Origin of the sequence: Photorhabdus viridis (genome assembly GCF_040256935.1) — a bacterium.
Lineage (GTDB): Bacteria > Pseudomonadota > Gammaproteobacteria > Enterobacterales > Enterobacteriaceae > Photorhabdus > Photorhabdus viridis.
The window spans coordinates 56,404-68,393 of record NZ_JBEJZY010000017.1 but is presented as its reverse complement, the minus strand read 5'-3'; the positions used below and the strand labels follow the sequence as shown (position 1 = coordinate 68,393).

The 11,990-nt window shown below is 43.6% G+C and carries 11 protein-coding genes; 3 read left to right on the top strand and 8 right to left on the bottom strand.

Annotated elements, in window-relative coordinates; translation table 11 throughout:
• Positions 1-5: 5 nt before the first annotated feature.
• From ABR397_RS09315 to tesA, 3 genes are all read right to left on the bottom strand, one after another.
• A complete protein-coding gene (locus ABR397_RS09315; protein ID WP_350305497.1) occupies positions 6-863 on the bottom strand; it encodes a co-chaperone YbbN in 858 nt (285 codons plus the stop codon).
• A gap of 67 nt (positions 864-930) precedes the next feature.
• Positions 931-1,716 carry an SDR family oxidoreductase gene (locus tag ABR397_RS09310; RefSeq protein ID WP_021323825.1) on the bottom strand — a complete coding sequence of 262 codons (786 nt, stop codon included), beginning with the start codon at positions 1,714-1,716 and terminating at the stop codon, positions 931-933.
• A 50-nt stretch (positions 1,717-1,766) separates the two neighbouring features.
• Positions 1,767-2,399 (bottom strand): multifunctional acyl-CoA thioesterase I/protease I/lysophospholipase L1, encoded by a 633-nt coding sequence (tesA, locus tag ABR397_RS09305; protein WP_350305520.1) that lies wholly within the window; start codon positions 2,397-2,399, stop codon positions 1,767-1,769.
• On the opposite strand from tesA, the gene ybbA reads away from it, so the two are divergent.
• Positions 2,370-3,056: a putative ABC transporter ATP-binding protein YbbA gene (gene ybbA / locus ABR397_RS09300; RefSeq protein WP_350305496.1), complete on the top strand. Its 687-nt coding sequence runs from the start codon at positions 2,370-2,372 to the stop codon at positions 3,054-3,056. The two genes, tesA and ybbA, sit on opposite strands and share 30 nt — an antisense overlap.
• Positions 3,053-5,485, top strand: coding sequence for a putative ABC transporter permease subunit YbbP (gene ybbP, locus ABR397_RS09295; RefSeq protein ID WP_350305495.1), 2,433 nt, complete (start codon positions 3,053-3,055; stop codon positions 5,483-5,485). The genes ybbA and ybbP overlap by 4 nt, the downstream gene beginning before the upstream one ends.
• Positions 5,486-5,589: 104 nt before the next feature.
• On the opposite strand, the gene ABR397_RS09290 is transcribed toward ybbP, so the two are convergent.
• The 3 genes from ABR397_RS09290 to ABR397_RS09280 form a co-directional block, all read right to left on the bottom strand.
• A complete protein-coding gene (locus ABR397_RS09290; protein ID WP_350305494.1) occupies positions 5,590-6,645 on the bottom strand; it encodes an LLM class flavin-dependent oxidoreductase in 1,056 nt (351 codons plus the stop codon).
• 62 nt (positions 6,646-6,707) lie between these two features.
• Positions 6,708-7,982: an MFS transporter gene (locus ABR397_RS09285; RefSeq protein WP_350305493.1), complete on the bottom strand. Its 1,275-nt coding sequence runs from the start codon at positions 7,980-7,982 to the stop codon at positions 6,708-6,710.
• A 55-nt stretch (positions 7,983-8,037) separates the two neighbouring features.
• Entirely contained in the window at positions 8,038-8,925 is an 888-nt protein-coding gene (locus tag ABR397_RS09280) for an outer membrane protein OmpK (protein ID WP_350305492.1), read from the bottom strand.
• 695 nt (positions 8,926-9,620) lie between these two features.
• Between ABR397_RS09280 and ABR397_RS09275 the strand changes: the two genes are divergently transcribed.
• A complete protein-coding gene (locus ABR397_RS09275) occupies positions 9,621-10,244 on the top strand; it encodes a riboflavin synthase subunit alpha (protein ID WP_350305491.1) in 624 nt (207 codons plus the stop codon).
• Between the two features lie 102 nt (positions 10,245-10,346).
• Here ABR397_RS09275 and purK read toward each other — a convergent pair whose 3' ends face one another.
• Together purK and purE are read right to left on the bottom strand one after the other, a co-directional pair.
• Complete coding sequence (purK, locus tag ABR397_RS09270) at positions 10,347-11,414, bottom strand: 5-(carboxyamino)imidazole ribonucleotide synthase (protein WP_350305490.1); 1,068 nt, start codon at positions 11,412-11,414, stop codon at positions 10,347-10,349.
• Positions 11,411-11,941, bottom strand: coding sequence for a 5-(carboxyamino)imidazole ribonucleotide mutase (gene purE / locus ABR397_RS09265; protein ID WP_350305489.1), 531 nt, complete (start codon positions 11,939-11,941; stop codon positions 11,411-11,413). The genes purK and purE overlap by 4 nt, the downstream gene beginning before the upstream one ends.
• Positions 11,942-11,990 lie beyond the last annotated feature (49 nt).

The window sequence follows — 11,990 nt, the reverse complement described above, 5'->3', positions numbered from 1 at the left end:
TAAAATCAGTAAAGCAGCGAATAAACCTGGCGACGGTATTTTGAAGCCAGAGCGTTACCGGTTCCCATTGCAGACATAATATCCATCATTGTTTTCCGTACCGCACCGTTGGCAGCGGAAAGATCCTTTTTCAGGAAGCTCAGTAATAATTCCAGAGCTTCTTCATTGCGGTTGACTTCGTGCAGCTTCAGAGCGAGCTTAACGGCCAGTTCTGCATTTTCCGGTTGCATGGCGAATTCTTGTTGCAATTGCTGGATTTCCGGTGTATCCGCCGCTTGCTTTTGTAACTCAATTTGAGCCAGTAAACTATGATAATGAGAGTCTTGATCCTGTAATGGAATAAGATTCAGAATTTCCTGAGCTTCTTCTATATTATTGAGCATAATTTGCACTTCGGTCAACATAAGTGCAATTCCACTATTTTTAGGGGCTAAGTGCCAGGCTTCTTTCAACAGAGGCAGTGCTTCCAGCGGTTTTCCTTCCGCGATAAGTTCTTCTGCCTGAGCAGCTTTCAATTCTTCCGGTTTGGGTAATATGCGGGAAAGCATCTCTCTAATTGCGTTTTCAGGTTGTGGCCCCTGAAAACCATCTACTGGCCGGCCTTGTTGCAACATATAAACAGTAGGAATGGCCCGTAAGCCAAACTGTGCGGCGACCATTTGCTCTTTATCACAATCTACTTTTGCCAATATAAATTGATCTGCATATTCTGCTGCCAGTTTATCCAGAATGACGCCCAATTCCTGACAGTGGGGGCTATGTTCAGACCAGAAATAAAATAAAACAGGTACAGTCATAGACTGTTCAACAGTTTGGTGCAGGTTACTTTCGTTAACGTTAATTCCAGAAGTCGTTGGTAGCATATAATTAGTCTCTTAAATTCGATTGTCGCAGAGTAATATTAAACAGATGAGGTTATTTTCCTAACTTTCAAGTTGTACCGCTCTGTTTACTCAGTATTTTGTCCATTAATCTTCCCGGCAAAAACCGGCGCATAATAGTGACAGCATGGGTTATCCAAGTAACTGGATAACGTAATTTAGGATTCGGACTTTCCAAAGCATGAATCAGTTTGCGCACAACGGCTTCGGGTGTCAGGGTGAAATGGCGGGCGATCCTGGAATTTACGACGGGTTTATCGCGTTGAGTTTGATTCACATTTTCTGCAAAACGTGTTTTTATTGGGCCGGGTACAATCAAACAAGATTTAATTCCTGTTCCTGCCAATTCCATTCTTAATGCGTCTGACCATGCTTCCAAAGCATATTTACTGGCAGAATAAGCACCGCGGCCTGGAGTTGAAATCAGTCCCATGACTGAACTGGTTTGGATAATACGGCCTTCACCATGAAGCTGCATTGCCGGGAGTAATAAACAGGTAAGTTGATGTGTACCAAACAGATTGGTAGAGAATTGGCGTTCCAGTTGTTCACGGCTGATGGTATTTAACGGGCCATAAATACCAAAGCCGCCATTATTAAACAGTCCGTAAAGGCGGCCATTGGTTAATCGGATAACTTCGGCAGCGGCACGTTCGACACTGATTTTATCGTCAAGATCCAATGCGATAGGTTCCAGCCCCAATTCGCGCATATGTTGTAAATCCTCGGGCTTCCGGCAGGCTGCTAATACTCGGTAGCCCCGTTGATGGAGTGTTTTGGCCGCCACCAGACCAATCCCACTGGAACAGCCGGTGATAAGAACTGACTTTTGCATAACTTTACCTGCTTATAGACATCTATTTGTAAAAATTGATGGTTTACTACTTAAGAATGATTAAGGTGTACTAATAATATGTCAGATATCCAGTCGGCGATAAACGGTTGAGCGGCCAGATTGGGATGTAATCCATCCTGTTGTACCCATTCTGGTTTAATAGCGACTTGTTCCATGTAAAACGGGAGCAGGAGAATTTGATTGTGTTCTGCCAGTTTGGGGTAAATCTTGGCAAAAGATTCGGTATAACGGCGGCCATAGTTTGGCGGCAGCCGGATCTGCATCAATAAAGGTTGAACATTGGCTTGTTTCACTAAAGTGATGATCTGTTGCAGATCCTGTTCTGTTTGTTGTGGAGGAAAACCGCGTAATCCATCATTGGCGCCAAGCTCTATCAGGACCCAACGGGGTTTATGTTGTTTAAGTAATTCGGGCAGCCTTTCAAGGCCCTGAGCTGCGGTATTACCGCTGATGCTACCGTTGATCACAGTGATATTATTGCCGGATTTCTGCCACTTTTTGCCCATCAAAACAGGCCATGACTGTTCAACCGGTAGATGGTAACCAGCGCTAAGGCTATCACCCAGAATCAAAAGGGTATCAGCGGCAGTCGTTCTGGCGCTGAATAGCACCACCAGTAAAAGGAAGGGTAAATGGTAACGGGGAATATTCTTGAAGTTCAGCATCTCAGTAAGCACGTTGGTCAGGGGGAACATAGAATCACTATATTGCAGGGAGTCGGGTTGGTTGTCGAGCCTGCACAGACGATTGCTTTAGTGGGCGAATCGGGTTCGGGTAAATCTACGTTGCTCGGTATTATTGCTGGGTTGGATGATGGCAGTGACGGCGAAGTTCGGCTGCTGGGGCATAATTTAAGCCGAATGAATGAAGAACAAAGGGCACAATTGCGGGCTGAAAATGTCGGTTTTGTTTTTCAGTCATTTATGTTAATTCCGACGTTAAACGCATTGGAAAATGTCCAGCTTCCGGCTCTATTACGTGGTGAGTCTGAAAATAGCAGTAAGAAACGGGCGGTTGAATTACTAGAGCAATTAGGATTGGGGAAGCGCTTGAAACATATGCCGGCACAACTTTCTGGTGGTGAGCAACAGCGGGTGGCGTTGGCGCGGGCATTCAGTAGCCAACCTAAAATTTTGTTTGCTGACGAACCAACCGGGAATCTGGATCGGCAAACGGGAGATCGTATTGCAGATTTACTGTTTTCTCTCAATCGTGATTACGCCACAACATTAATTCTGGTCACTCATGACAGCCAGCTTGCGGCCCGCTGCCAACGTTGCTTGCGGTTGGTCGATGGTAAATTGAGGGAAGAAAAATGATTTGGCGCTGGTTTTGGCGCGAATGGCGCACTCCTTCTTTATTGATTGTCTGGTTATCTCTGACGCTGGCTGTAGCTTGTGTGCTGGCATTGGGAAGGATCAGTGATCGTATTGATCAAAGTGTTCATTACCAGAGCCGAGATTTTCTGGCGGGTGATTTAGTTCTGCGTGCCTCTTACCCGGTAGATGAAGGGTGGTTACAACAGGCGGGAAACCTTGGGCTAAAGTTGAGCCGCCAGCTCTCTTTCTCCACAATGACTTATGCCGGGGATATTCCTCAACTTGCCAGTGTCAAAGCTGCAGACAGCTACTATCCATTATATGGTGAACTGGAAACCCATCCACCGGGTTTGAAAGCAGAAAAGGGCACGGTGCTGGTAGCATCTCGTTTGCTCGAACTGTTGAAAATTAAAGTTGGCGATCATCTGGATGTGGGTGATACCACGTTAAGGGTGAGTGGAGAATTAATTCAGGAACCAGACAGTGGCTTCAATCCATTTCAGATTGCACCGCGGATTTTGATCAATCTTGATGATGTGCAATCCACTGGCGCTACTCAGCCTGGCAGCCGCTTGACGTACCGTTATATGTTTTCTGGTGATAAAGAAGCGGTTTATCAATATCAACAGTTAATTGATCCCCTACTTAAGGCCGATCAGCGTTGGTATACCTTGAAGCAGGATAGTGGTGCGCTGGCAAAATCTATTGATAGGGCGCAGCAATTCTTGTTGTTATCGGCTTTGCTTACGTTATTACTTGCTGTCGCGGCGGTAGCCGTATCAATGACTCACTATTGCCGTAGCCGCTATGACTTGATTGCGGTGCTTAAAACACTTGGTGCGGGACGTTGGGCGTTACGTAAATGGGTGATTGGTCAATGGCTGGTGATATTGAGTGCGGCAGCGCTAGTGGGAACGCTTCTTGGATTGATGTTTGAATACCTGCTGGTGCAGATTTTGGCGCCTATGTTGCCGAAGATGTTGCCGCAAGCAGGATTCTGGCCGTGGATATGGGCGTTAGGGGCATTATCTGTTATCGCTTTGCTGGTGGGGATACGTCCGTACAAACAGTTAATGGCAACCCAACCATCAAGGGTACTGCGTGATGATATTATCGCGCCCATCTGGCCGTTGCGCTATTACCTGCCATTGGTGGCGTTGGTGGTGATTAGCGGGCTCAGTCTGCTGGCTGGAACTAAACCTATGCTATGGGCGTTACTTGCCGGCATGATGATTGTTGCGGTATCACTAGCCGTACTCGGTTGGGGAGGATTGTGGTTATTGCGTCATCTGAAATTCCGCCAGCTCAGTTTTCGTCTGGCGGTTAACCGATTACTGAGGCAGCCATTGCAGACGGTAACTCAATTGGCGGCTTTCTCTTTATCATTTATGTTATTTGCTTTGTTGTTGGTAGTCAGGGGAGATTTGCTTGATCGCTGGCAACAACAACTGCCAGCGGACAGCCCAAACTATTTTCTGATTAATATGACTGGGCAGCAAATTTCACAGGTAGAAAATTTGTTGGCTCAGTATCAGGTTAAACCGGCGGAATTCTATCCGGTGGTATTGGCCCGTTTGACGGAAATTAATGGGCAATCGGCGATAACCTGGGCAGATGCCAGAGAACCGGACAGCAACACTGTACGACGGGAATTGAACCTGACATGGAAAGAGGAATTGCCGCCATTTAATACCTTGGTAGAGGGAAATTGGCCACCAAAAGAGGATGAAGTTTCTATTGAGAAGGGAGTTGCTGAACGTTTGGCAATCAAAATCGGCGATAAACTGACATTCAGTGGCGATACGCAGCAATTCAGCGCCACAGTAAGCAGCATCCGGCAGGTAGACTGGGAAAGTTTTCGACCGAATTTCTTCTTTATTTTCCCAAAACGGGCATTGGAAAATCAGCAACAAACTTGGTTGACCAGTTTCCATTATCAAGGGGATGGTCGATTGCTAACCCGCCTTAATCGCCAGTTTCCAACATTGAGCTTGCTTGATACTGGTGCAATGATTAAGCAAATTCAGGGTATTTTGCAGCAGGTAGGCAGGGCGTTGGAGGTTATGGTTGGGCTGGTTATGATATGTGGCGCATTACTCCTGTTGGCACAGGTTCAGGTAGGGATGCATCAACGACAACTTGAGCTGGTGGTTTACCGTACCTTGGGAGCCAGTAAGTCATTACTGAGCCGTACTCTCTGGAGTGAATTCGCTTTGCTTGGATTAATGGCGGGTTTTACTGCGGCATTAGGTGCTGAAGTTGCGCTTTGGTTGTTGCAGACAAAAGTGTTTGATTTTCCATGGCAACCAGAGTGGCAAATGTGGCTCTTACTGCCAATCATCAGCAGCCTGTTACTTTCGTCGTGTGGTAGTTGGCTGGGGATCAGGTTGTTACGGGGAACGGGATTGCACCGGCGGGTTCAGGGGTAAAAAGGCGATATTTGTAATATCCGGGGAATGGTAAGATCGCCGATATGGGTGAACCCATTCCCAGGGAGATAAGCCATATTATTTGCTGATCTGTTTATCATTGTTTAAGCAAATTCGGCTCTAAGTTGTGGCAGGATTTTTGCGCCGAAAGTCGTGAGACCTTCGACATAATCAGGGAAGATCAACATAACTCCATCCAGATCGCATTCACGCAGCAAATCTGACAATTGTCTGCGACAAGTTTCTGGGTTGCCGATAGCCGTGTGGGTCATAAAAGCATTTTGGGATCGTTCAACCATAGCATTGCTTTTTTCACCAACATCGACGCCAAAACTATGCATCATGCTTTTAACTGCGCCGATATCCAGTCCATCACGATAGAACTGAGCCAGAGTTTCAGCTTTTTCATCTGTTTCGGCGCAGATAATCGTACACATACAAAAGGTCTTGGTGGTTGTACCGTATTCTGCCGCAATACGTTTGGCCGTTAGGCTTATTTGCTGTGTCTCTTCTTCATCCTTGCCGCCAATGAAACACACATCAGTATTACGTACACTAAAGCGTAGCCCACGTTCGGATTGACCGGCGCAAACCAAATAAGGACGTGGAACGGAAACAGGTTTAGGTTCAGAAACACAATTCTTCAAATTAAAGAACTCTCCTTGATGATCAACTTGCTTTTCGCACCAAAGCCGTTTGATTAATTGGGTCCACTCGTCAGTCATTGCATAACGTTGATCGTGATCTAAATCACTATCCCATTCTCCCATTTGTTCAAATTCGTCTTTGAATGAACCGGAGACAATATTCAACCCGGCGCGTCCATGGCTAATCTGATCCAATGTGGCAATCATCTTGGCTGTCACAGCAGGATTATGCAGCCCGGCATGCATGGTCGCGATAAGTTTGGCATGATGAGTCACTTCGGCAATGCCAGCCATCATCGTGACGGATTCCAGCGAACAACCCCAATGTTCGGTCTCACCGCCGAAACCACGCCATTTGCTCATGGACATAATGAAGTCCAGTCCGATTTGATCAGCCAGAATAGCGGCTTCACGGTTTTGTTGATAAGAAGCATCCAGTGGTGGTGTATTTTTAGAAATAATCCACCCACCTTTAGCTATGGGCAGGAATACACCAAATTCTTTTTTTGCCATCATTAATTCCTTGTTTTTATATTGTAAGGAATACCTTTTCAGGTCCATTTTTGTTTTTAAATTCAGTTAAGCAAAGTACTGTTATCAGAGTGTTTCTTCACTATTTGTGAAGGTGGTTGCATCGTGAATGTGATAATCAGAATGGTAAACACGGGTATGGCAATAATGAAGAATGCCGGTGTAAAACTACCGGAATAATCTTTAATCGCGCCTACCAGGAAAGGAGCGAAACACGCGACAGTGGAGATCAGATTCACCACTGAGAACAATTCCAGGTAAGGCTTACGCCCAAAATAATTGAACAGTAATAGGCTGGATGCCAGAAAGGTCATGCCATAACCGATGCCAATACATAAAGTAAACAGGATTAAAAATGTCCATGAAGAGGCAGCACTGAGTGCGATAAGACCACAGATAATTATCGACAGACTACCGATAAGAAGCTTTTTGGGATCGAGCCATTCACCAACAGCTCCCCCGGCAAATCTTGAAAATGCATTGATAAAAGCCAGAATACTGAGTGATGAAGCGGCAACAGACTCGCTGAATCCGTTTTCGGTGATATGGGCTACAGCAAAACTGTTAACGGTTATTCCGCACAATAAGAAAGAGGTATAAGCTGCCGCAATGGCATAGAATTGCCAGGTTTGCAGTGCTTGCCGGGCATTCCAGATTTCCTTGGTGCGATAGATGCTGGAAGGGGTTTGATCTTGTTGATTTTTACTGACTTGTTCAGCATGGGCGCTTTCCTTTTTGCCTTCGCGCATCACTAAAATAGTCAGCAGGCTGAACAGAGCCAGTAATACGCCGGAAATCGCCCAGTGCATACGCCAGCTTCCCCAGAATGCTGTTGCTAGGAAATAGATCCATGGACCAAGCACGCCACCTAATCCACCAATGGTGAAATAGATACCAAAGGCCAGCGACTGTTTTTCAAAAAGCCGGCTAATGACATAGGTTCCGGGAACGGTAGCCATAAGGCTAAAACCGATCCCCAGCAGCGTTGTGCCGGTGAAATAGGCGGTAATACTGTGGGTGTTGTAGAGGATGTAAAAACCGGTGATGAAGATTAGCGTACCGATCAGCAAAGTGGTCCGGACACTCGTATGACGAATAAGCATCGCCGGAAAGTAACTGGACAGCCCACATGACAGGCCAAGTAAAGTGAACCCCAAACCTGCATCAGTCCAACTCCAGCGTAATTCCTTGATCATGCTGGGTAACACAACGCCCAATGAGGTAAATGTCGTTGCGGTGACCAGAAAATAAACCAGACCCAAAAGTATCAGCAGGAGCCACTGATAAGTACGTCCGAACCTGTTGTGTTGAATGGGCATCTTGACTCCATAATGGATAAAGGTCATCAAAAATTTCTGATATTTTATTTTGATATCAGAAAAAACTATATCGAATAAAGATCCCGTAGCTAAATTGATCCGTTCGATAATAAGGAGTATCTTTTATTTTGTATTTATTTTTTATTGGGTTCAGGACAATGCCAGTCCATAAGTGACCTGGTTGATTACCTAGGAATTTTCCTAAATCATAGTGCAACTCGGGTTTGAAATCGATAGTTTTAGGTTGTCCATGTAAGCCTAATGTATAATCAAAAGTTCCGACAACCCGGAAATCGCCTAAACGATTATTGAAGGGAATTCCGTAATCAACATGGATTCGCTGATCATTCCAGCTCCCTTTGTCATTATTCTCAAAATAAAAAATTGTACGTAACCAGCTAATCCAGCCTGCTTGCCAATCAATGCTGATACCTGGGAAGTAGTCGTAATTCATACTTTTGGTTTTAGCAACCCATTGAGCGAACAGAATATCTTTTAACGGCCCAAAAGAAATGTCATGACCAGTCACTTTACTAAAACTCACTCTTGGTACAAGTTTATAATAGTAGGTGCTTTTATCACCGGTATAATCGCTTTGCAGTGAATTTTGCCAAATACTATAGACGTACATATCTCCGACACTGTAGTCACCAAAAGCCTCTAAAATGGGTGAAATCGTTTTTCTGGGATCGACCCGGTTTTCAAATTGCATATAAAGGCTGGAATCAACAGATTGAAAATTAACAAAATCACTTGCCTGAGCTTGATTGATTGCCGGTAGTAATAACAATATTGAAGATAATTCTGTCTGTTTCAATCTGGTGCTGATCCAATACCAAGCCATTGCCAGATAAGCGGCACAAGAAAATGGAGAAGAGAGCCCTAAAGTGAAAAAAAACTGTGGGCAGCTTTTAGGATGGCGGGCTTTCCTGGCAAGTAACACGAGGGTTCCCCTTTTCATACGTTATCGGACTAATAATAGCGATAGCATTGATCTAATGAGTCGGTTTTGTCAAAGGAAGATTTGATTTTATTGATGAATGGTGAACTGTATAGAAAAGATGAGATTATTCTAACTTTAGTTATTTTTTAGTATCGCTAATATATTGATTATTTAGTTAGCGATGTTTTTTTGTTTAACTTTCTGTTCCAGATCGGAAAGAATATTGTTAATTTATTGTTGCGTGGGAATATTTATGTAATTGTGATTTAGGTCACTGAATTTTATGGTTTTATTTGTAATTAGAAATAGTCATAGAAATGACAACAATGAATTAATACTTTCTATATCATAGTGGAATTAAGGTTAGTAGTGAATTAGTATTTAAATATTGTAAATTGCCATGTGAAATATTTATATGTTTTATAATTGTCATTAATTTAAATTACAAATCTTATTTTGTATTTAGTTGTTTGTTTAACAATAAATGCTCATAAGTTTAATATAAGTAAAAATCACTATATTAAGTAAGTAAATTTTTATTTGTGAGGTATTTATATATTAAAATCATAAACATATAAAAACTTGGCAAAATGATCCGTAAAAATACCATTAATAACTCTTTACCAGAAATATATTTCAAGATAACATAAAAGTTATTATTCAATGGTTTTTTTACTTAATATAATGGGGTTGTTATGTATACTGGAATTGTACAAGGAAAAGAAACAGTATTATCTCTTGATAAAAGAAATGGATTTAGTACGTTAACGGTAAGTAATATTAACCACTTCTTTGATGATGTTTCTGTGGGTGCGAGTATTGCTATTAATGGTACGTGCTTGACTGTGACACAATTTAAAAATAATATTGTTTCTTTTGATATTTCAGATTTTACTGCTGACGTGACCACATTAAAGTTTTTAGGTGTGGGAGATAAAGTTAATATTGAAAGATCACATCAAATGCATAAAGAAAATGGCGGACACAGTCTGTATGGGCATATTGAAGGAGTAGCAAAAGTCGTTGATTTTATCGAAAATGGAGAAACCTATCGATTAATTATTAGCATTCCTGGAGATAATATAAAATATTTTTTCCACAAAGGTTTTATCGGTCTTCATGGTTGTAGTTTAACAATAAATGGCATAAATGAAGAAAATAAAACCATAGAATTGAATTTAATTCCGGAAACATTAAGGGCGACTAATCTTAGTGATATTAAAATTGGCGATTTACTGAATTATGAAATAGATCAAACAACGAGAACTATTGTGGATACGGTAGCCAGAGCGATTAATGCTAATAAATTAACACAATAATCAAAGGAATATAAAAGAATTCGGAACGGATGGGAATGTGGAGCGATAAATTATTTTATTTCCGCTTCCACATTTAATTCCTGGCTATTAGCTGATAAACAGCTAATTTAATTTTTCCTGCACCCACTCCAGACCACTCTGATATTCAGGTGGCAGCATTGGAATTAGTTTTTGCAACGTATCTTTTAATTCGTTTTTATCTGAATGAGAAAGATTAAGGTGACCGACCTTACGCGCTGGACGAACTTCTTTCTCATACCAATGCAAGTGTACCAATGGCAAACTGAGCCATTGATTATTGACACCTGTGCCAATCAAATTAACCATGACTGATGGTGCGGTAACTTCTGGTTGAGGCATAGGTAAATCCAGAATAGTGCGAAGATGTAATTCAAATTGGCTGATGGAAGCACCGTTCTGAGTCCAGTGACCACTATTGTGAACCCGAGGAGCCAGTTCATTAATCAGTAAATGATCATCGACGATAAAACACTCCATTGCCATTACGCCAACATATTTCAGCTCGTGCATAATGGCTGACAACATGTTCTGGGCTTGCTGTTGTAAATGGCAGTTTTCCTGAGGAAAGGCAATACTGGCCCGCAGAATGCCATCTTGATGCAGATTGTGAGTCAATGGATAGAACACACAATCGCCACTTTCATTGCGTGCACCTACCAATGATACTTCACCAGAGAAAGGAATCGCCTGTTCGGCAATGCATTCACCATAAATATCGGTCGGTAACTCTGTTTCATCTCCGGGGCGGATGCACCATTGTCCACGGCCATCGTAACCGCCGATACGGCGTTTAACGATGACGAAATGACCAAGTTCTGCGAATAGTTGCGGCCATTGGCGGATATCAGACAGTAATTGCCACGGAGCAGTTGCGAGCCCAAGGCTATCTATTAATTGCTTTTGTGGCAGACGATCCGCCAGGCGGGGAAAAATATCCCGATTAGCAAAAGCCTGATGACGGGCGAGTTCTTGGGTAAGGGCGGTTTCCGGCCAGCGCTCAATTTCGGCGGTGATAACACTATTTTGGTAAGGAACGGCTTCGGGTTCTGCATCCAGGCCAACCGGATAAACCGTGATACCTAAAGGCTCGCCCGCTTGACGCAACATCCGGCCGAGCTGACCGTTACCTAATACACAGACTGGCTTCATGCTTCCTCCCGTGGATCGGGATTATCGAGTACATCCTGAGTTTGTGTTTCACGCCAACAGGTAAGGCGTTTCAGCAAACTTTTATCATGACGAGCCAGAATCTGTGTTGCCAGCAAGGCTGCGTTTGCTGCGCCAGCTTTCCCAATCGCAAGTGTGCCGACGGGAATACCTTTTGGCATCTGTACGATTGAATAGAGGCTGTCTACACCATTAAGTGCCGCACTTTGTACGGGCACGCCCAGAACGGGTACCAGCGTTTTAGCCGCCAGCATTCCGGGTAAATGGGCAGCGCCGCCTGCGCCAGCAATAATGACATCAAAACCATTTTGTTCAGCTTGTTCGGCAAAACTGAATAGCTTATCTGGTGTACGGTGGGCAGAAACAATTTCAACATGGAAGGGGACATCAAGAGAGGTGAGAATATCCGCCGCGTGCTGCATCGTCGCCCAGTCGCTTTTGGACCCCATAACGATTGCAATTTTGGCGTTGTGTTGAGTTGTTCCTGCTGAATCAGGCCGGGCAGTCATAAATCAAATGCTCCTGTGTTTTAACGTCCACCAGAACGAAAATAGCGCT

Bases quoted from the DNA above. Each gene is read 5' to 3' on its own strand.
- ABR397_RS09315 (WP_350305497.1), bottom strand. From the start codon at position 863: ATGCTACCAACGACTTCTGGAATTAACGTTAACGAAAGTAACCTGCAC.
- ABR397_RS09310 (WP_021323825.1), bottom strand. From the start codon at position 1,716: ATGCAAAAGTCAGTTCTTATCACCGGCTGTTCCAGTGGGATTGGTCTG.
- ybbA (WP_350305496.1), top strand. From the start codon at position 2,370: ATGGTAACGGGGAATATTCTTGAAGTTCAGCATCTCAGTAAGCACGTT.
- ybbP (WP_350305495.1), top strand. From the start codon at position 3,053: ATGATTTGGCGCTGGTTTTGGCGCGAATGGCGCACTCCTTCTTTATTG.
- ABR397_RS09290 (WP_350305494.1), bottom strand. From the start codon at position 6,645: ATGGCAAAAAAAGAATTTGGTGTATTCCTGCCCATAGCTAAAGGTGGG.
- ABR397_RS09285 (WP_350305493.1), bottom strand. From the start codon at position 7,982: ATGCCCATTCAACACAACAGGTTCGGACGTACTTATCAGTGGCTCCTG.
- ABR397_RS09275 (WP_350305491.1), top strand. From the start codon at position 9,621: ATGTATACTGGAATTGTACAAGGAAAAGAAACAGTATTATCTCTTGAT.
- purK (WP_350305490.1), bottom strand. From the start codon at position 11,414: ATGAAGCCAGTCTGTGTATTAGGTAACGGTCAGCTCGGCCGGATGTTG.
- purE (WP_350305489.1), bottom strand. From the start codon at position 11,941: ATGACTGCCCGGCCTGATTCAGCAGGAACAACTCAACACAACGCCAAA.